This is a genomic window from Chroococcidiopsis sp. (assembly GCF_051657925.1).
GTDB lineage: Bacteria > Cyanobacteriota > Cyanobacteriia > Cyanobacteriales > Chroococcidiopsidaceae > Chroococcidiopsis.
Genome location: NZ_JBOFLP010000063.1, coordinates 1 through 20059 on the forward strand (window position 1 = coordinate 1; position 20059 = coordinate 20059).

General features: G+C 45.6%; 18 protein-coding genes. 12 read left to right on the forward strand and 6 right to left on the reverse strand.

The window, feature by feature from the left end; all coding sequences use genetic code 11:
- Positions 1-702 (reverse strand): TPM domain-containing protein (locus ACRC32_RS04820; RefSeq protein WP_438552920.1); only part of this gene is annotated, 702 nt, incomplete at its 3' end.
- 341 nt (positions 703-1043) lie between these two features.
- Between ACRC32_RS04820 and ACRC32_RS04825 the strand changes: the two genes are divergently transcribed.
- The 11 genes from ACRC32_RS04825 (at position 1044) to ACRC32_RS04875 (ending at position 14376) form a co-directional block, all read left to right on the forward strand.
- Positions 1044-3527, forward strand: a complete 2484-nt coding sequence (locus tag ACRC32_RS04825) for a glycoside hydrolase family 31 protein (protein WP_438552921.1) — start codon at positions 1044-1046, stop codon at positions 3525-3527.
- A gap of 186 nt (positions 3528-3713) precedes the next feature.
- Positions 3714-4931 (forward strand): helix-turn-helix domain-containing protein, encoded by a 1218-nt coding sequence (locus ACRC32_RS04830; protein ID WP_438552922.1) that lies wholly within the window; start codon positions 3714-3716, stop codon positions 4929-4931.
- Between the two features lie 272 nt (positions 4932-5203).
- On the forward strand, positions 5204-5968 hold the full coding sequence (locus tag ACRC32_RS04835; protein ID WP_438552923.1) for a hypothetical protein: 765 nt from the start codon (positions 5204-5206) through the stop codon (positions 5966-5968).
- 66 nt (positions 5969-6034) lie between these two features.
- A complete protein-coding gene (trpB, locus tag ACRC32_RS04840) occupies positions 6035-7282 on the forward strand; it encodes a tryptophan synthase subunit beta (protein WP_438552924.1) in 1248 nt (415 codons plus the stop codon).
- Positions 7283-7421: 139 nt separating this feature from the next.
- A complete protein-coding gene (locus ACRC32_RS04845) occupies positions 7422-8570 on the forward strand; it encodes a methyltransferase domain-containing protein (RefSeq protein WP_438552925.1) in 1149 nt (382 codons plus the stop codon).
- A gap of 12 nt (positions 8571-8582) precedes the next feature.
- A complete protein-coding gene (locus tag ACRC32_RS04850) occupies positions 8583-8864 on the forward strand; it encodes a hypothetical protein (protein WP_438552926.1) in 282 nt (93 codons plus the stop codon).
- 704 nt (positions 8865-9568) lie between these two features.
- Entirely contained in the window at positions 9569-10123 is a 555-nt protein-coding gene (locus ACRC32_RS04855; RefSeq protein WP_438552927.1) for a CAP domain-containing protein, read from the forward strand.
- A 345-nt stretch (positions 10124-10468) separates the two neighbouring features.
- On the forward strand, positions 10469-11302 hold the full coding sequence (locus ACRC32_RS04860; protein ID WP_438552928.1) for a hypothetical protein: 834 nt from the start codon (positions 10469-10471) through the stop codon (positions 11300-11302).
- A 350-nt stretch (positions 11303-11652) separates the two neighbouring features.
- The gene (locus ACRC32_RS04865) at positions 11653-12630 is read left to right on the forward strand and encodes a YihY/virulence factor BrkB family protein (protein WP_438552929.1); all 978 of its coding nucleotides are present in this window, start codon (positions 11653-11655) and stop codon (positions 12628-12630) included.
- A gap of 88 nt (positions 12631-12718) precedes the next feature.
- Entirely contained in the window at positions 12719-13822 is a 1104-nt protein-coding gene (locus ACRC32_RS04870; protein WP_438552930.1) for a saccharopine dehydrogenase family protein, read from the forward strand.
- A 182-nt stretch (positions 13823-14004) separates the two neighbouring features.
- On the forward strand, positions 14005-14376 hold the full coding sequence (locus ACRC32_RS04875; RefSeq protein WP_438552931.1) for a hypothetical protein: 372 nt from the start codon (positions 14005-14007) through the stop codon (positions 14374-14376).
- Positions 14377-14418: 42 nt separating this feature from the next.
- Here the strand turns inward: ACRC32_RS04875 and ACRC32_RS04880 are convergent, their stop codons facing one another.
- Positions 14419-15711 (reverse strand): cation:proton antiporter, encoded by a 1293-nt coding sequence (locus ACRC32_RS04880; protein WP_438552932.1) that lies wholly within the window; start codon positions 15709-15711, stop codon positions 14419-14421.
- A gap of 163 nt (positions 15712-15874) precedes the next feature.
- Here ACRC32_RS04880 and ACRC32_RS04885 point away from each other — a divergent pair, with 163 nt between their 5' ends.
- A complete protein-coding gene (locus ACRC32_RS04885) occupies positions 15875-17296 on the forward strand; it encodes a cytochrome P450 (protein ID WP_438552933.1) in 1422 nt (473 codons plus the stop codon).
- A gap of 113 nt (positions 17297-17409) precedes the next feature.
- Here ACRC32_RS04885 and ACRC32_RS04890 read toward each other — a convergent pair whose 3' ends face one another.
- The 4 genes from ACRC32_RS04890 to ACRC32_RS04905 form a co-directional block, all read right to left on the reverse strand.
- Complete coding sequence (locus tag ACRC32_RS04890) at positions 17410-18141, reverse strand: TIGR04283 family arsenosugar biosynthesis glycosyltransferase (protein ID WP_438552934.1); 732 nt, start codon at positions 18139-18141, stop codon at positions 17410-17412.
- Between the two features lie 190 nt (positions 18142-18331).
- Positions 18332-18667 (reverse strand): carbon dioxide-concentrating mechanism protein CcmK, encoded by a 336-nt coding sequence (locus tag ACRC32_RS04895; RefSeq protein WP_015153324.1) that lies wholly within the window; start codon positions 18665-18667, stop codon positions 18332-18334.
- 197 nt (positions 18668-18864) lie between these two features.
- Positions 18865-19176, reverse strand: a complete 312-nt coding sequence (locus ACRC32_RS04900; protein WP_041462378.1) for a carbon dioxide-concentrating mechanism protein CcmK — start codon at positions 19174-19176, stop codon at positions 18865-18867.
- A gap of 232 nt (positions 19177-19408) precedes the next feature.
- Positions 19409-19873 (reverse strand): rhodanese-like domain-containing protein, encoded by a 465-nt coding sequence (locus ACRC32_RS04905; protein ID WP_438552935.1) that lies wholly within the window; start codon positions 19871-19873, stop codon positions 19409-19411.
- Between the last annotated feature and the right edge of the window lie 186 nt (positions 19874-20059).

The following is a 20059-nucleotide window of genomic DNA, read 5'->3' on the forward strand; positions in this document are numbered from 1 at the left end:
AGTGCGCGTGACAACTGGTCCAATGCCGAAAGCAATGAATAATATGCCCCACAACGGCGAGAAAATCAAAGCCCACTGCCAAGCTAGAGCTTGTCCTGGACGACGGGGTTGAGCGGCAAAACCACAAATTACGCCTCCCAGTGTTGATGTGATTAGGGTGAGAATCCACTGTTCTCTTGGTAGACCTGGAACGACGTTACAACCGCCTTTGACTAAACAGCTTTCAACGGATTCTAAAGCTCCAAGAATGGCGCGGTCTTCCCCATGTTCTCGCACGTAGTACAAATTACCAAAGCGGGTTTGTAGTTCGATCCAAAATGTGCGGGGGAGAAGTTCGTAAACTGCGTCGCCAACGCTAAAACTGAGGATGTTACCACCGCGAGAGTCGGCAACTAGAAGAATACTTTTGTCATCTAAACCCCAAAAGTTAATCACCGCTCTACCGGGAGTGCGATCGTACTGAGTTAAAACTCGCAGTTTCCAACCAGTGTCAGCGGCAAATTTATCTAAATCTGCTACGAGTTGTTCTTCCTGAATATCGGTAAAAGTCTTTGCTAGGTCAATGACGGGGGTAGGGCGATCGGGTAGCAGTTCTGGATTGTCATAAGCTAGGGCTGCTGATGGTTGCATCATCCAAACCAACCCTGCCAGAAAAAATGTTGTTACTAAAACCGAGATTTTTCGCCAAAATGAACGCTGCATGGGCAATTATAAGTTGTGGATCAAAGTCTCAAAATCGCTACTGTCGTAAGAATTATTATAATTAAGTCGCGTTTTTTTACATTTGTTTACTTTACTCTAATTTAGCAACCCCTAGCAAATCAATCAAAAGTCAAAAGTCAGCAGTGATGGTAATGGGTAATGGGTAATTGGTAGTTGGTGTTTTCTCCCCCCTCTCCCTTGTCTCCTCCCTGCCCCCTGCTCGTGCGCTCCCTGCTCCCTGCTCCCCGTTCCCCGTGGAAAATCTACGTTTGTGTAGATACGGGAAAATTGACTGTGGGGATAGAATTCCTGCTGTAAATGCGCGATTTGGGGAAAGGTTTATGCCGCAATATTTTGGACAACTGCCAACGACTGACCAACCGTGGGTAACTGTAGGCGCAGTGGAGGCAGTATCGCAAAGCGATCGCGCTGTCCAGTTGGATTGCGGGGAGTCTTCTGTATTAATTAGCGTTATCGATGCTCATCTCATTCGCGTGCGTTTAGCCCCTCACGGCGAATTCTTTCCCCAGCGCCCTTGGGCAGTCGTAGGAGACGAAGATATAGAGCGATCGCCCGTTCCCTTTGAAGTTGTAGAAACACCTGACACGGTAGAAATTAAAACGGATCGGCTGCGAATTGTCGTCCAACGCCAACCTTGTCGCCTGACTTGCTTGGACAATTGCGATCGCCCCTTTGCCAAAGATGCCGAAATGGGTATGGGTTGGCGCATGGGTGCAACCGCCGCCTGGAAACAAATTGAGGCTGACGAGCATTTTTATGGTTTTGGCGAACGCACGGGCTTTTTAGATAAATTAAGCGAAGTTAAGACAAATTGGACGCTAGATGCTTTAGACTACAACTCGCTGACGGATGAGATGTATCAGGCAATTCCATTTTTTATAGCTTTGCGTCCAGAAGTCGGCTATGGCATCTTTTTCAACACGACTTTTTGGAGTCAGTTTGACATTGGCGCAGCTCAACCTGGAACTTGGAGCATGGAAACCCGCAGCTTAGCGGGAATGCAGACACCGCCCCTAGATTACTACATCATTTACGGTCCCGATCCAGCCACGATTTTAGGTAGCTACACGCAGCTAACAGGCAGAATGCCCCTACCACCTCGTTGGGCTTTGGGATACCATCAGTGTCGCTGGAGTTACGATTCAGAAACAGTAGTACGCGAACTTGCCCAAGAATTTCGCCGCCGCCGCATTCCCTGCGATGTAATTCATTTAGATATCGACTACATGCGCGGTTATCGAGTCTTTACTTGGAGTCCTCAACGGTTTCCCCATCCAGAGAAGCTACTGCGGGAACTAGCCGAGGATGGATTTAAGACGATAACAATTATTGACCCTGGGGTAAAGTACGAACCGGAAGCAAATTATCATGTTTTCGACCAAGGGATAGACAAAGATTATTTCGTCCGTAAAGCAGACGGACAGTTATTTCATGGCTACGTCTGGCCCGATAAAGCCTTATTTCCCGATTTCTTGCGTCCTGAAGTCAGGCAATGGTGGGGAAACTTACACGAAAGCCTTACCAGTATTGGTGTAGCCGGAATTTGGAACGACATGAACGAACCCGCGATCGCCGATCGCCCCTTTGGTGACGACGGTAAGCATATCTGGTTTCCGCTAGATGCACCGCAGGGAGCAGGGGAGAAGAGAGCAGAGGGGCAGAGGGGCAGAGGGGCAGAGGGGCAGGGGAGCAGAGGAGCAATTACCAATTACCAATTACCCATTACCCATTACCCAGTCACAACTCACGCCGAAGTTCATAACCTTTACGGATTGATGATGGCACGAGCAAGTGCTGAGGCGCTGGAAAAATTGCGTTCCAACGAGCGATCGTTCGTCTTGACTCGTTCGGGTTACGCTGGCGTACAAAAGTGGTCGTCGGTATGGATGGGAGATAACCAGTCGGTGTGGGAGCATTTGGAAATGTCCCTCCCAATGCTGTGCAATATGGGGTTGTCGGGTGTAGCCTTTGTCGGTTGCGACATTGGTGGTTTTGCTGGCAATGCTACAGCAGAACTGTTCGCCCGTTGGATGCAAGTTGGAATGCTCTACCCCCTCATGCGCGGTCACTCGGCAATGACAACTGCTCGTCACGAACCTTGGGTTTTTGGCGATCGCGTCGAACAAATCTGTCGCAAGTATATTAATCTGCGCTACCAGCTTTTACCATACATTTACACGTTGTTCTGGGAAGCTGCTACCACCGGAGCGCCGATTCTTCGCCCTCTACTCTACCATTTTCCTCAAGACCCCACGACTTACAACCTCTACGACCAAGTCTTGCTGGGTGCTGGTCTGATGGCTGCACCAATTTATCGTCCTGGGATAGAACATCGTGCGGTATACATACCTGTCGGGACTTGGTACGACTGGTGGACGGGGGAGGCGTTCGCGGGACCAACTCATATCCTGGCACGCGCACCATTGGAAAAAATGCCTCTCTACGTACGGTCTGGGACAGTCATTCCCATGCAGCCCGTAGTACAGTTTGTTGATGAAAACCCGTGCAATTCTCTCACACTGCGCGTTTGGGTAGGACAGGGAGAATGGACGATGTACGAAGATGACGGACTTAGCTTTGATTATCGTCAAGGTGTCTGGTCAACCACTACCTATCGTGTCAATACAGTAGGAGAAGAAACAATCATTGAGATTGACGCGCGACAGGGACAATGGACACCAGCAGCGCGAGAAGTCGTTGTCGAAGTGGTGGGAGTCGGTCAGCAACGTTTTAGCGATGATGGAACGGCTCGCTGTTTGCAGTTTACAGGGAGCAGGGAGCAGGGAGCAGGGAGCAGGGAGTAGTGTAGAGACGTTGCATGTAGGGAAAAAATTCTACCTTTTTATAGATGACTTTAGCTTGACGAATGTACTTACCTTTTGATAGATGCCGCTAGCTTGGGAATCTGTCACTCTGAAGCAAAGCAATGACAACTGACTCATTGACAGCCAATCGTCGCTCGCTAACAATTTCGTGTAGAGGTAGAGTGCATGTTGACAGATAATTTCGTCCAGCAAATCCAGTCCATGCAAGGACGGTTGGACCTGCTGCTTCATGATGTAGATTGTCCGCAGCTTCAACCAGACCTGTTACCCACAGCACTTAAGGAACTTGGTGTTGCCTCGGAAGAGATTCAAGTCACTCTGGAAGAACTACATCGGCAGAATGCAGAACTTTTAGCGATGCGTAGAGCTTTAGAGGAAGAACGCAGGCGCTACAAAGATTTATTTGAACTGGCACCGGATAGCTATGCGATCGTCGATCTCTCAGGCACGATTCGAGAAGTGAACCAGGCGACTGCTAAGCTTTTGAATGTATCGCAGCGCTTTTTAAGCGGAAAACCGCTGACTACCTTTCTTAGTGCCGAAGACCGGGAAATATTTTGGTACAAATTCAATGAGTTACAAGGTATGGAAGAATCGCAGGAATGGACGATGCACCTTTGTCCTCGCGATCGCCAGCCTGTAAAAGTAGCAGTTGTGGCAAGTATGTCTAACTGCGAGAAAACGGGTCAGCCTACGACTATCCTGCTATCGCTGCGCGAGATTGGCGATCCCAATCGACATTTGTATCTATCTGACACACTTGAGCCACAAAACCAAAATATAGATATACCCATCGACGAGCTAGATCTTAGTCAAAAACAGATCTATTTGAAAGGGGAAACGATCCGACTCAGACCAGAGACCGTTTGGTTAGTGTGTCGCGGGATTGTCAAGTTGGCAATAGCTTGCGAGACAGGCGAGGAGGTGCTACTGGGTTTGGCAGGCGCTGGTTCGCCATTCAATGCTTTAGATATAGATGCTTTCGGACTTTGTGAAGCCACAGCATTAACTGAAGTTGAACTGACCTGTTTTTCTTGGTCGGAGTTAGCAGCAAATTCCGATCTCGCCCAAAAATTATTACCTAAAATTAACCAACGGCTACAGCAAACAACAGCTCTTTTAGCAATTTCTGGCAAGCGCCATGCCAAGAGCCGCTTACATCATTTGCTGCTATTACTAGCTAAGCAAATCGGTCAACCTACAGAGCGAGGCATTCGTTTGGGCATTCGTCTAACTCATAGCGATCTTGCTGCTGCTTGCTCGACCACCAGAGTTACGATCACGCGCATGTTAGGCAAATTACAGGCGGAAGGAAAAATTGAGATTGATAGCAAGAATCATTTTATTGTCTGTTACGAGCAGCGACCGCAGATTAGTGCTTGAACTGAGCGCTCGATAGGAGACCCTTGCGCAGTGCGCCAGTCGGCGCGATCGCCCATAGAGTTTGTGACGGTTAACTGTTAACTGTTAACCGCTACAACGATAAGTTGCTGGCTCAGACCGAATTGATACATATTACTATTTGCTATAAATTTAGTTGCATATCTGTTCTAAGGTATAAATTAAATCGTTATAGCCACATAACATTAGATTGCAAACAGGGAGGTACGCTCATCAGCCATCGAATACCGCTCGCCAATCATCAATCGTGAATAATGCTCTTACCTGGATTTCTGTTCGAGCTTTCCCTGATTGTGGCAGTTGCACTAGCATTAGTGCAATTGTTTGCTGGTAGGCTGCGATTTCTGAGCGCGAATCCGCGTAGCATATGGTTATCTGCCAGCAGTGGGGCTTCGATGGCTTATGTATTCGTTCATATTTTGCCAGAATTAGGCGAGGCACAAGCAGTCATTCGAGAAGTTGTAGGTGGATGGCTGGCTTTTTGGAGATACCATATATACGTAGTCGCGCTTTTGGGTTTAGCGATATTTTATGGCTTGGATCGGGCGGCGATCGCATCACGTCGTTACAACCACAAAGAGAGCAGAGGAGATGTAACGGCAGCGAGCGTCTTCTGGTTGCACATCATTGTTTACGGTTTTTACAATACCCTCATTGGCTACTTACTGCTCAATCGCGATGATAATGATGCGATTGGGATGCTGCAATTTGCTTTAGCAATGGCATTGCATTTTGCAGTCAACGATTATGGCTTGCGAGAACATCACAAGTTTATTTATAACGGTATTGGTCGCTGGGTATTAGCAACAGCAGTGATTGTGGGGTGGACGCTTGGTAGTGGCGGCATGGGAGTTGACCGCACGGCGATCGCACTTATGTTTGCTTTCCTTGCTGGTGGAATTATTCTCAATGTTTTGAAGGAAGAACTACCAGTCGAAAGAGAAAGCCGCTTTTGGGCATTTGCCCTCGGCGCGGGAGCTTATACTTTATTGTTGACGTTATTGCCCTCTTCTTCTTAACTACCCTCAAACCTATTTCCTCAAACTTATATAATGATGGGAGTATCGTCATTCTCCGCAGGTATCGTGACACTTACACCGATCTCCCCCAACTCCCAACCATCTACACAACGTCCTGACTCTTTTGGACGATTTGGACGTTTTGGCGGAAAATACGTACCAGAAACGCTGATGCCTGCACTAAGCGAGTTAGAAGCAGCGTACCAAAAATATCGACACGACCCAGACTTTCAACAAGAACTGCAAAATCTCCTCCGTGACTACGTAGGACGAGCCACCCCCCTCTACTTTGCCGAACGCCTCACAGCCCACTACGCCCGTCCAGATGGCACGGGGGCGCAAATCTACCTAAAACGAGAAGATTTAAATCATACGGGCGCTCACAAGATTAACAACGCCTTAGCACAAGTTTTGCTGGCGAAGCGGATGGGCAAACAACGCATCATTGCCGAGACAGGGGCGGGACAGCACGGCGTTGCTACAGCTACCGTCTGCGCTCGGTTCGGGCTAAAATGCGTCATCTACATGGGCGTACAAGACATGGAACGCCAAAGCCTCAATGTGTTTCGGATGCGCTTGATGGGGGCAGAGGTACAACCTGTAGCAGCTGGTACGGGGACGCTCAAAGATGCCACTTCGGAAGCCATTCGGGACTGGGTGACGAACGTAGAAACAACCCATTACATCCTCGGTTCTGTAGCTGGTCCCCATCCTTACCCAACAATTGTCCGAGACTTTCAAGCTGCGATCGGTCAAGAAACCCGCGTCCAAGCAATGGAAAAATGGGGTGGCTTACCAGATATTTTGCTGGCTTGTGTAGGTGGTGGTTCTAATGCCATGGGGCTGTTTCACGAATTTGTCAACGAGCCAACCGTCAGACTCATTGGTGTTGAAGCCGCCGGAGAAGGAGTCACTACGGAAAAACACGCCGCGACTTTAACCAAAGGTAGAGTTGGGGTACTGCATGGAGCGATGAGTTACTTGTTGCAGGACGAAGACGGACAGGTAATTGAGGCACACTCGATCAGTGCGGGATTAGATTATCCTGGTGTGGGTCCAGAGCATTCTTTTTTAAAAGAGATTGGTAGGGCAGAATATTACAGCATTACCGATGAGGAAGCGATCGCAGGATTGCAGCGTCTCTCGCAGTTAGAAGGGATTATTCCCGCTCTAGAAACCGCCCATGCGATCTCCTATCTCGATATCCTTTGTCCGCAGCTAGACGGTAGCCCCCGCATTGTGATTAACTGTTCGGGACGCGGTGACAAAGACGTACAAACCGTTGCTAAGTACCTAAAAATGATTGGCGATTAGTAACTAACAATTAGCAATACTTTCCGAAAACAACCACCTAGAGCAGGTAGATCTTTATGATATACCTGCAAAATGTCAGATAAGTCAATCTGAAGTTATCAATAACTTCCGACTTCCAACTGATTCAAGAGGTGGAAACATGGATCGGCAATTCCAACACTCGATGCTACCGCAAGCCACTCATGATGAGCTGGCGCGACAAAACTTTGTAAAAAGCCTGAAACTACACATCGTTAAAAATCTCAGTCCCGGCAATAAAAGAGTATACGAGCAAGTTGTCAAGCCCCAATTTGAACGAGAACACCAGCGATCGCCCCAAAACCGTCACGAAATCCGCACTGCGATGCAAGGACACCCTCATTATCGTTGGTGGAGTGCCTTGCGGCGCATCAACCAGGAAATGTTGTGGGATGCGGTCAATACCAGTGTAGAACGACAACTACCAGAACTGATCGAACGGGCAAAACAGAGCGATCGCCAATTAGGTACGCTGACCCTAGACCCCGATTTCAAAATTCCTGCTTACCAAACTGCTGTCGATATCCACTGTATGCCTGGTAGCTATCACAGCGAATATACAACAGACGATCTGGCGGCTGGGGCGACCTACGATCGCGGTGTTTATATTTACGGTGCAGGATGGTTAGGTCCGCTCAACGATGATATGGGCTTGTCCATTGTCAAAAACTACCTGAAACCAAAATATCCCGACTTTCGACCCGCAAAAATTCTCGATTTGGGTTGTTCTGTCGGTCACAGTACTTTACCCTATGTCGATGCCTATCCAGAAGCCGAAGTCTACGCGATCGATATTGGCGCACCAATGCTACGCTACGCTCACGCTAGGGCAGAAGCTTTAGGCAAACGAGTCCATTTTTCTCAACAAAATGCCGAACGGACTCATTTTGAAGCTGCTTCCTTTGACCTGGTAGTTTCTCACATCCTGCTGCATGAAATTCCCCTTCCAGCCATCCGTAACGTGATGCGAGAATGCGATCGCCTGTTGGCTCCTGGGGGGATGACGATCCACGTAGAAGCACCTTTGTACAGCCACATGGATGCCTTTAGCGCTTTCATATACGACTGGGAAACTGCTAACAACAACGAACCTTTTTGGAGTGCCATGCGGGAGTTGGACTTGACAGCCGTTATGACTGAAGCTGGATTTGCAGCAGATCGAGTCATACAAACCTTCGTTCCCAATGGTGCTTGGAAAACTGCGGCTGACAATTCCCAACAAGGAGGAGGTAGTAGAGGTAGTTGGTTTATTGTTGCTGCTACTAAGTAAATGGAGGAAGTCATGGGGATGAAAAAAGCTAAGGGCAAACGCCCCGTTTACTTTGACGAGCCGCAACTCGATAAATTGCTGTCCGCGATCGTCGCGTTAACAGGTGAGGTTTCTGTCTTGCGGGAACGTCTCGATACTGTAGAACGTTTACTGGCGACGAAAGAAGTTATATCACTGGCAGAGATTGAAGCGTATCAGCCAGAGGAACCAGTAGCGCAGGCACGGGAACAATGGCGTAGCGAGTATATTGCGCGAGTGCTAGGGGTATTGCAGGAAGAAACCGTTTCAGAATAATTTAGGGCGCGTGGTCGTACGCTTTTCTTACATTTTGGAATCGCAAGATTGAAGATCCCCCAACCCCCTTAAGAAGGGGGCCTTAAGTTCCCCACTTTTCAAGGGGGGTTAGGAGGCATCTTATCTTAACCGAAAAGTCTTGGGTGGAATCATGCTCGCTATACGCTATAAAACCTCCAATATTCGTCAATAATTCAAAATTTCTATGTAGCAAGTCTAAACGATTTGTGAATAATGATATAGCCTTTTTCAATTGGACAAAATACAAGATCTGTAGGGGCGCACAGCTGTGCGCCCCTACGAACTTATCCCATTGTAATGAGAATTGCTATATACCGATTGTTAACAGTTAACCACTAACCATTAACTATCAACAAACACAGCGATCGGTTTATCACTTAAACAAAATCGCTGTAGCTGAGGTTTCAGTAAAATTACTTCGATATATAGTTTCAGTAATAATTCGCTTGTTAGCTAATTAGAGATAAAGTTGAATAGATTTATAGACTATATTTTTGCAGTTAATTTTAAATCTTTCTGCAAAAAGTTTCAAGAGTGACCGCATTAGATTAAACTGTACATCTGCTAATTCTTTTAGCAACAGTTCAGTCTGGAAAATAAATTCGTCTGCTAATTCTATTAGCAGCGATTTATCCTGACAAGTTTCAGTTTCACTTGTTTATTCTTTCATTGGAATTCATTGCATGAAGCAGTCTGTTTTGTTCAAAATCGCCTTGTGTTCAGTCATTTTTACCACTGGAACAACAATTGCAGCTAACGCTAAAATCCCTACTTTTCATCGAGAGAGCGCTAAGAAAAACATACTTGCAAAGCCGAATCCTAATACAACCATCGTAGCTCAAGCTGATACTTCTTCCGTAGAACGGACTGTTTTCAACCGAATTAATCAGTATCGCCAAGGACGTGGTTTAGCTTCTTTAACTTGGGATAATAGCATCAGCAATCAAGCTCGAATTCACAGTCAAAATATGGCGAGTGGTGCAGTTCCTTTCAGCCATAATGGTTTTCAGCAGAGAGTGCAAGAGATTAGTAAAGTCATCTCCTACGCAGGAGCGGCAGAAAATGTTGCTTATAATCAAGGTTACGCCGATCCTGCTGCCAATGCCGTTCAAGGCTGGTTAAATAGTTCTGGACACCAACGGAACATCGTAGGTAGTTACAACCTAACTGGTATTGGTGTTGCCAGAAATTCAAAAGGAGAGTACTACTTCACGCAAATATTTATCTTGAAGCGATGAAGGTAAAATTTGTCCGATTGTTTGAAACCCAATAAACTTAATTGTTAGGGTGCGCCGATCGCGTACCCTATTATTTTTCTCAATAAAAGTAATAATATTTTTCCGTGTATTTACTGACATACTTGAAACCGCTACTACCATAAGATAGATTTTCAGTAAAATCTACCTTGAGAACAGAGATAGTTCTCGCTAAACTCATCGGTTATGGTTTTTCTATTCAGAATTTACTGAAGAAATAAGCTCTTTTTATTTATGTATAATCTTATCAAATCTTGCATGTAAACTCAAACTGACGAATCGATAATAAAGGATGATTTAAGCTAATATGACAAGGATTATGGCTGTATGATTGAGACAACTATTAAGAACTTCCTCAACTTGCCAGGAGTAATTGGGTTAGGAATTATTCTCATTCAAGAGCAACCAAGATCTTACCTATGTTTGAAAGAGCAAACCGTACAATGGCAAGTCAAAGAATTTCTCAATCATAATTTTATCCGTAACATCATCAAAAATCCCGATGCATTTGATGTTTTTGAATTTCCGATTCAGACGAATTACGTTTATACATATAAAGTGAGTTCGCAAGTCACCTTGTTAGTTTTGACGAGTATGGGACTAGCGGCAATTAAAACGATCGCTAACTTACAACTAAAAACTGTACTCAAAAAAGATGTCGAACAAACAATTGCTATATTTCAGAAATTAGCTAAAGAATTTCCTCTCGTTCGCGCGATCGCACAGCCAATTTCACAGACAGTTTCTCAAGTATGCGATGGAACTCAGAGCGTGTCGCTCAAACAAAAAGAAAAAATTACTGTTTTAGAATTATTGAATGCTCTCAACCATTTAAGTAAATTTACAAGTACTTACATGGGAAGAAAATCGACAATAAAATATTGGGATTCTACTCGCTCCAAACAAATTGAGTGTCTGGCATACTTTCAGATGGATGAGAATGCGGAATTCATTTTTACTGGCAACGATGCAGAAATTGTCAATCAAATGCAGCACTATTGGATTAGAAAGTGGACTAGTACCTTTCTCAAAAAAACAGCGCTAATTTTACCCAATTTACCAGAAATGGTTGCCCAAAAATGTTTGAGCGATCGCGAAAAATTTTTAGTTTTTCCTCTCCAAGCTGACAATACTGAATCTCAAACTTCGGTTACTGTATAATAAATTACTTAAATTTTAAATTGTATTCATAAAAATCTTTAAAGAAAAATACCTACTCAATTAGGTGTAGAAAAAATTGTGTGCCACAAAAACTGTAGCTAGCTCATACTAATTTTATTTATTGTTACACAAATCCGATCTCCCCTAGCTCCCTCGATCGGGAGAGTTGGGGGGATCTTCTGCGGCGGAGTCATCAAGAATTGGTATTACAATAAATCCATACCATTTTGCTTTTTAACTGCGACAAAAGCGATTTTCTTCAGCCTACGAATTGCTAGGGAGTTGAGATCTCTCAACTGACTTAGTTCAAGTGTAGGCATAATTGACCAACTACCAACAAGAGACAAACAATGCACTTGCGATCTGTTGGAGAATTATTAAAAGAGACATTTCAGGAGTGGAATCAGGATAAAGCATCGCGGCTAGCAGCAGCCTTAGCATATTACACGATATTTTCGCTCGCACCACTGCTGATGATTGCGATCGCCGTGGCAGGTGCAGTATTCGGTGAAGAAGCTGCTAGAGGAGAAATTGTCACCCAAATTCAAGATTTAGTAGGAGAAGCGGGGGCAACAGTCGTACAAACTGCACTTGCTAACGTCAATCAAACCAAAACGGGTATTGTTGGCACTTCGATCGGTCTTGCTACACTTCTGTTAGGTGCCACAGGTTTATTTGGCGAAATGCAAGACGCACTCAATACAATTTGGGAAGTTGTACCAAAGCCAGGACAAGGAATCTGGGTATTAATTCGCCGCCGCCTGATCTCATTTAGTATGGTTTTAGGGATTGGTGTTTTATTGTTATTATCCCTATTTTTGAGTACGGCGCTAGCAGCATTTAGCAGCTTTATGAATAGTTGGATACCAGGGTTAGCAACTGGGTTATCTATTCTCAACTTTGTCGTTTCTTTTAGCTTGATGACATTATTATTTGCGATGATTTACGTCATCCTACCTGATGTCAAAATTGCCTGGAAAGATGTTTTAGTTGGTGCGGCAACAACGGCTTTCTTATTCACAATTGGCAGAACGTTATTGAGTATGTACCTTGGTAGTGCAGCCGTTAGTTCGACCTTTGGTGCAGCTAGTTCCCTTGCCGTTCTCTTAGTTTGGATCTACTATTCTGCCCAAGTTTTCTTTTTAGGGGCGGAATTTACTCAAGTTTATGCCCGTAAATATGGTTCTGAAATTGTGCCAACAAAAAATGCTGTTTCTGTTGCTGCTAACCGACTACCATCTGTAGATCCTCAAAATTCACCGCGTATCCGCCCTCGCCGCCGTTCTGGTTTTTTGACAACGATAAAAAGCTGGTTTAGCAGACGCTGACAGAGGTAAAGCCAAACTCATCCCTACTACCGAGGCAGAGCGGGCATAAAATCTGTTCAAATAGAGGAGGTGCAACAATTCTGAATTGATGACAGATCGAGTTTTAATTCTTGGTGGCAGGGGAAGAATCGGCAGCAGTGTAGCCCAAGACATTGCCAGTCATACATCAGCAGAAATTATCATCACTAGCCGTAACCCCGATACAGTAACCACAGTTAGCAAGCAACTAGGGTCACAAGTTCGATCGCTAGCATTAGACTTAGCAGACAAAGCCAAATTAAGAGAAGCGATCGCCTCTTCCAATCTCGTCATTCATTGTGCCGGACCCTTTCACTTCCGCGACGCTAGCGTTCTGAAAACTTGTATCGAAACGGGTGTAGATTATCTCGATGTTAGCGATCATCGATCTTTTACCCGCAAAGCTTTAGATTTATCTCCAGCGGCTTCAGCTGCTGGAGTGACAGCAATCGTCAATACAGGCGTTTTCCCTGGAATCTCAAACAGCATGGTACGTCAGGGAGTGGAAAAATTAGACCAGCCGGAACGCATCCACCTCAGTTACTTAGTAGCTGGTTCTGGGGGTGCTGGAGTGACAGTCATGCGAACGACGTTTTTGGGGTTACAGAAGCCTTTCACCGCTTGGATTGATGGCCAGTGGGTGGAAATTAAACCATATAGCGATCGCGAAGTCGTAGATTTTCCCGCATCTTATGGTAAATCTGGCGTTTACTGGTTTGATATGCCAGAAGCTTTTACCTTACCGGAAGCCTTCCCCGTCAAAACCGTAATTACCAAATTTGGTTCCGTTCCCGATTTTTACAATCATCTCACTTGGATTGCTGCCCATGTCTTCCCCAAATCTTGGATGCAACGGCGCAGTGCGATCGAATTTTTAGCCCATGTCAGCCACTATATGACTGATGTAACAAATCGTTTTAGCGGGATTGGAGTCGCAATTCGTTCCGAAGTCACGGGGTTAAAAGACGGACAGAAGGCGAGTTATTGTTCGACGTTGATTCACGATAACACCGCGATCGCTGCTGGCTGCGGTACTGGTAGTATTGCCCAACTTTTATTATCAGGCAAGCTCAAGCACCCAGGAGTTTCGACTATAGAACAAGCTTTGCCCACAGACTTATTTGAACAAACTATGGGAAGTCGTAATATTCACATTCAGCAGCAATGGCTGTGAATGAACAACCGGACAATCTTCTGACGCTTGACTTCTGTACGGGCAGATCGATCTGAGATCTTTGTTGAGATCGCCCCTACAACTTCTGACTTCTTAAAGGGATTATGCTTCCTTTGGTAGAAGGAAGAGATATAGCAGAAAATGTAAGCTGCTCTCATCGTCAAACTTTTTGAGAGACTGTCATGTGTGGGATTTTATCCAATCTAAAACAAGCGCTTTTGCAAAAGCTTTTACTGTTATTTCTCGTGAGTTTACTTGGCTTTTTTGGCACTGCGATCGCGGGCTATTCACCAGTTTATGCAGCGACTTTAGAAGAGACACAACTCATCCCTCCAGAATATAAACCTACTCCAGAAGAGAAGATCGAGCGGGCATATGAGTATAGCGAAGCCACGGGAAGAATGGAAGAGGCAAAACAAGCAAGAACTAACTCTAATCGAAATCTCGATCCCAACTTAAAGGCTAATATCAAAAATATCGATTCTCAAGCCCAAGAAGGTAAAACTAGTCTCAAAGATAAGACTAAAGAATTACTAAAAAAAATAGCAAAATAGCACGGATGTAGAGACGTATCGCGATACGTCTCTACGCAGTATTTACTCGCTTTGTTCGGGGAGAGTTGCGTGTTTTGTCCGCCTGCTTCTCCCTCTAATTCTCCGCTCGTACCAACTCATTAAAGGTGTGGCACTAATTCCATGTAAAACTACAGAAATAGCGATTGTCGTGAAAGTAATCCAGGCAATTTGTTCTGCCGCACTGTCTTTTAAACCTTCACCAAAAGCGTAGAAGAGATAGTACAAAGAACCAACACCGCGAATCCCAAACCAACCAAATAACCACCGACTAGCAGGATGCAAGCGACGGCGATCGCATTCTATCGGAGGATTTGTTCCAATCGTGCTAATCCACGCTCCTACGGGACGGATGACAAAGAGTAATAAACCTGCCACGATCAGAGAATTTCCGAGATATTGCAGTATAGGTTGCGTTCTCAACAACGACCCTAGTAACAGAATTGTCCCGACTTCCATTAACTTTTCAATTCGTTCGACGAATTCTAATTCGGAATGGCGCTTTTCTGGATCTGTGTGATTTCGCTGGACGACCAAACCCGCCACAAATACGGCAATAAATCCATAACCGTTAACAATTTCTGTCAAGGAATAGGTAATCAAAATCGTTCCTAGAGCAACAAAATCCTCCATCAAAACATCAGCAGGACGACGTTTTTGTAGCTTGCGATCGATCCAAGTAATAGCTTTGGCTACGGCAATTCCCATCACAATTCCAGATGCGATCGCCCAAATTAAATCCACGGCTACCCATTGTTTAAACCAATTATCTAAATTGGGGTCTTTGAATAAATGCAATCCAAAATAGACAAAGGGAAATGCCAGTGCGTCATTCAAACCTCCTTCGGAAGTCAGACCAAAACGTAATTCATCCTCATCGTCAATGTCTGCTAGCTGCACTTCTGAAGCTAATACGGGATCTGTAGGGGCGAGAATTGCACCCAGTAACACGGCTGCACCCCAATTCATGCCTAGTAACCAATGTCCTACTGCTGCCAGCGCTACAATTGAAATGGGCATGAGAAACCCAATCAATCTGGCTGTAATTTGCCATGCTCGCAATTGTAAGGGACGGTTCATTTTTAAGCCGCAACTGAACACCGAGACAATTACGACAAATTCGGTCAGTCGTTGCAAAAACTCAGCGTTTGGTTGTACTTGAACGAGTTTGAAACCGTAGGGACCGAGAATAACCCCTACAACTAAGTAAATGAGGGCAAAAGAAAAAGGTAAGCGGGAAATCCAACCCGAACCAAGGGTAACTGCTAGCAGCAGCACCCCAATGACAAACAAATCGAGAATATAAATATCCACCATAGCGATCGCCAACGAGAAAACGCTAGGAAAGTTTAAGGCGATCGCGGTTGACTCTACATCTGCTTGCGGTAGATTATTTCAGTAATGCAGGATCTGTATTTTGACTACTTAAGGCTGGTGTAACAATAAAAGAGATTTAGAAAGAGAGTTAGAGCAAGAAATTATGTTCCTACCCCAAGGTCCAAAAACTCCACCGCTCGTTCAACTGTTACAGTGGATTGCTAATCCCTTTGCTTTAATGGAGTCTTGCGCTCAACGTTATGGTGACTGGTTTACTCTCAAGGTAGGTTTAAATTCTTCTCCCCTTGTCTATGTCAGCAGTCCCCAACTGTTACAGGAGATATTGACCAACGATACTTACAAGCAGTTCGATGCACCTGGAGAAATGAACAAAATTCTGACTCCATTATTAGGAAATTGTGGAGTCATGATGCAAAGTGGCGATCGCCACCGCCGCCATCGCCAACTGATGGTTCCTCCCTTTCATGGCGATCGGATGAAGGCATACGGTGACATTATTACCGAGATTACCCAACAAGTTATCAGCCAGTGGAATCTAAATCAACCTTTCTCTATGCGTGATTCCATGCAAGCCATTTCCTTCAACGTCATTTTGCAGGCTGTTTTCGGCTTGAGAGAAGGAGAATCCTATCGACAGATCGAAAAACTCCTCTACGACATGCTGGAGTTAACGAACTCGCCTCTTAAAGCCAGCCAACTATTCTTTCCCTTCTTGCAACGAGATCTAGGTGAGTGGAGTCCGTGGCGGAACTTTTTGCGTCAAAAACAGCAACTCAATCAAATCCTCCAAACTGAAATAGAAGCACGTCGCGCCAATCCCGATCCCGGGCGTACCGACATCCTCAGCTTACTGATGGCGGCGCGGGATGAAGCTGGAGAACCGATGAAAGATGAGGAATTACGCGATGAGTTGATAACTTTGCTAGTTGCAGGTCACGAAACCACGGCTACAGCTTTGACATGGGCATTATATTGGATTCATAAGCTGCCTGCAGTCCGGCAAAAGTTGCTGGCAGAACTTGAAAGTCTTGGCGATACACCAGACCAAAACGCGATCGTGCGACTACCCTATCTCAACGCCGTCTGTTCCGAAACCCTGCGGATCTATCCGATTGGAATGCTTACTTTTCCTAGAGTCGTGCGATCGCCCGTTACTCTTTTAGGGCAACAGTTAGAACCAGGTACGGTATTAGTAGGTAGCATCTATCTCGCCCATCAACGCCAAGACCTGTACCCCGAACCAAAGCAATTTAAACCAGAACGCTTCCTAGAACGGCAATTTTCTCCTTACGAGTACTTACCCTTCGGCGGCGGCGTGCGGCGCTGTATTGGTGCAGCTTTTGCCATGTTTGAGATGAAACTCGCCTTGGCTACCATCCTATCTAACTTAGAACTCTCGCTAGCCAACAACCGCCCCGTACATCCCGTAAGGCGAGGTTTAGTCTCAGCCCCTACCAAAGTTGAAATGGTTATGACTGGACGAAGAACCGAGGGGGACAAGAGGGACAAGGGAGAGGGGGGAGACAAGGGAGACAAGGAAGCAATTCCAGCCACCAGCTACTAGCCACTCACCAACTACCAATTACCAGCTATCAGTGAAACAGTCAACTGTCTTCACGAAGTGTAGTGCAGCGTCTACTGTCAACTGTCAACCAACAACAAATGACAAATAACAAATTACCGAATATCCCGATACAGTCGCTTTAAATATGTGGGAGAAATACCAAACCCCCACAAAAAACCGATATATAGATATATTGCTGTTGCTTGCCAAAATCCCCAACGGGCAACACGGCGATCGCTACTTTGGACGATGCGATTGACTTGCCGGATGCGCCCTTGCCGCACTAATTTCAAGCAAAAATCGGCTTCTTCCATAATTGCTAGAGTGCGATCGAAGCCACCACATTGCCAAAAATCAGTTCGACGACAGAAAATCGCCTGATCGCCGAATAGTAACCTCAAACCCTGAAAAAATAAGTGGGGACGAAATAGTAACGGCGCGTAATAAGTTTTGAGAAAATTGTGCAGAGACATCCACCAACGAGTTTTGGAGGAACCTGCCATGAGGGAAACAAAACCCCCACCTGCAACTCCAGGATCTGCCAAAGTCCGCTCGATTATTTCAACTAGATCGTCTGGAACCCAAGTATCGGCATGGATGAAACAAAGAACTTCTCCGCTGGCAGCTTTTGCCCCTTGGTTCATTTGAATTGCACGCCCTCGTTCAGTACAGAATAAAACTTGCACTCCCGCAGCTTGAGCGATCGCAACCGTACCATCTTCGCTACCACCATCGACAACTAGCACCTCCCATGCTGGAGGACTGAGTATGCTTAGCTGTCGCAGAGTACGTCCAATACAGCTTGCTTCGTTCAACGTTGGAATAATAATTGAAATCCGAGTCACAAGAAGAGGGAGTAGGGAACAGTTGTTAGTTATCAGTGAAGAATGGGGTGTAGGGTGTAGGGTGTGGGGTGTAGTGAGTGGCTTGGCTGGTGGCTAGAATTGCTCCCGATCTCTCCTCTGCCCCTGAAGCTCCTCTGCTTCCTCTGCTTCCTCTGCTCCCCTGTGCTCCCTACTCCCTGCTCCCTGCTCCCTATCTTTGAATAATCGGTCGTTCCACCGAGTCGCGGAAGCGCTGGACTTCATCTGTAAAGCCGATGGGTAGTACGACTTCTACGTTTTCGTGTGGGCGCGGAATGATCACCCAGGATTCAAGCGTACCTCCGTATACATTTTCTACTGCCTCAATTCCTGCGGCAACGGCGGTTTTGACTTCTTGGACATCACCGCGCACGTTAACATTAAAACGAGCGCTACCAACTCGAATATAACCAACTAAAGTGACTCTTCCGGCTTTAACCATTGCATCTGCTGCGGCTAACACAGCAGGAAAACCCTTCGTTTCAATCGATCCAACTGCCTGTGGCACTGGCTATCTCCCCAAATAGATCGTGTCAAGAATTTAAAGTATAGAGCTTAAGAAATACATTCTATAAATGCTCATCCTATATTTTGACAGAGCGAAAGCACTTTGTGTCATCTCTCATTTGTCAATAGATATTTATTCCTAATTTTGACAATAAGCTCTGACAGGCGATCGCGTCCTTACTTTCATCGCTAGTCGCTTTAAAACGTGCGGAACTGTTCTACTTTTTGAGTGTATTGAATTGGTAATACCGTTTCTATGTTTTCTGTCGGGTTGGGAATGATGTAGTGAGCGATGACTTGAGCGCCAAACACTTCTTCAGCAGCCGCAATTCCCGCTTCTACAGATCGGTTAACCTCTGCTACTTTACCGCGAACCGCGACTAAAAACTCTCCTTTTTCGGCAATCCCATAGTAAACGAGGGTGACTTCGCCTGCTTTCACCATTGCATCTGCTGCGGCGAGTATTGCTGGAAAACCCAAAGTTTCAATGACTCCTACTGCTGCTGGCACGATCGCGACTCCTAGATCGATTACATCAATGCATTTTATTGTAAGTGCCGCGATCGCAAAATTGACGATTGGCGATCGCCCAAAGCTAGATGACAAATATCCCACCTCGAAAAAACTCCGAGATGGGAGTCACTTTTTTGCAAAGTTAAATTAATCTTTGACGCTCTTTTTACGATCTAATGCGAGTAGCTTCGACCTTGAAGATTGAATTTCAAAGTTGCCCTCTAGCAACCTAGTTATCTCTAAGGTTTTTCTGCGTATCCGTATGGTGTTGTAGCTGAGTTACAACATTGTATACTTCCTGATCTTTTGGTGCTTGAGACTCAACAATTCCTTCCGTAGGACCTGCGATCGCCTTCCACGCAGGGAAACCACCCTTCAGTTCTGCCACATGCTCGAATCCTGCTGCACGGAGACTTTGAGCAGCTTCAGCAGTTTGCTCGTCTGTTTCACCGTAAACGTAAATATCGCGGCTCGATGCGATGGAAGACTTTGCTCGTTCTGCTAAATTTTCCATTGGCATGGGCATAGCTCCCATGATATGACCGTCGTTATATGCGTTTCGAGGGCGCACGTCAAGGATTGTAAAAGCAGGTTCTCCCCATTCCAATCGGGATTTTAGTTCGTGTACGCCCGATTGAGCGTGAATGGGAGGCTCAGGTGGAATCACCCCTTGCATAAGATTATCTTTATCCATTAGGCTTCCTCTCTTTACAAAACTAACAGCAATGTACCAAGGAAAATCAACTGAAACGATCTTTCTTTAGCAGGAACTTTTCTATATTCATCCTAAAGATAGAGTAGCGGACTTCAACATTTACAAGCGATCTATTTTCATGTAGTCGAAGTAGAATCTACGAGATAGATAATATCCAGGACGATG

Excerpts from the sequence above, each read along its gene's own strand:
- ACRC32_RS04835 (WP_438552923.1), top strand. The coding sequence starts at position 5,204 with ATGCTCTTACCTGGATTTCTGTTCGAGCTTTCCCTGATTGTGGCAGTT.
- ACRC32_RS04905 (WP_438552935.1), bottom strand. The coding sequence starts at position 19,873 with ATGGATAAAGATAATCTTATGCAAGGGGTGATTCCACCTGAGCCTCCC.
- ACRC32_RS04830 (WP_438552922.1), top strand. The coding sequence starts at position 3,714 with ATGTTGACAGATAATTTCGTCCAGCAAATCCAGTCCATGCAAGGACGG.
- ACRC32_RS04865 (WP_438552929.1), top strand. The coding sequence starts at position 11,653 with ATGCACTTGCGATCTGTTGGAGAATTATTAAAAGAGACATTTCAGGAG.
- ACRC32_RS04855 (WP_438552927.1), top strand. The coding sequence starts at position 9,569 with ATGAAGCAGTCTGTTTTGTTCAAAATCGCCTTGTGTTCAGTCATTTTT.
- ACRC32_RS04875 (WP_438552931.1), top strand. The coding sequence starts at position 14,005 with ATGTGTGGGATTTTATCCAATCTAAAACAAGCGCTTTTGCAAAAGCTT.
- ACRC32_RS04885 (WP_438552933.1), top strand. The coding sequence starts at position 15,875 with ATGTTCCTACCCCAAGGTCCAAAAACTCCACCGCTCGTTCAACTGTTA.
- ACRC32_RS04880 (WP_438552932.1), bottom strand. The coding sequence starts at position 15,711 with ATGGTGGATATTTATATTCTCGATTTGTTTGTCATTGGGGTGCTGCTG.
- ACRC32_RS04845 (WP_438552925.1), top strand. The coding sequence starts at position 7,422 with ATGGATCGGCAATTCCAACACTCGATGCTACCGCAAGCCACTCATGAT.
- ACRC32_RS04850 (WP_438552926.1), top strand. The coding sequence starts at position 8,583 with ATGGGGATGAAAAAAGCTAAGGGCAAACGCCCCGTTTACTTTGACGAG.
- ACRC32_RS04870 (WP_438552930.1), top strand. The coding sequence starts at position 12,719 with ATGACAGATCGAGTTTTAATTCTTGGTGGCAGGGGAAGAATCGGCAGC.
- ACRC32_RS04860 (WP_438552928.1), top strand. The coding sequence starts at position 10,469 with ATGATTGAGACAACTATTAAGAACTTCCTCAACTTGCCAGGAGTAATT.
- ACRC32_RS04825 (WP_438552921.1), top strand. The coding sequence starts at position 1,044 with ATGCCGCAATATTTTGGACAACTGCCAACGACTGACCAACCGTGGGTA.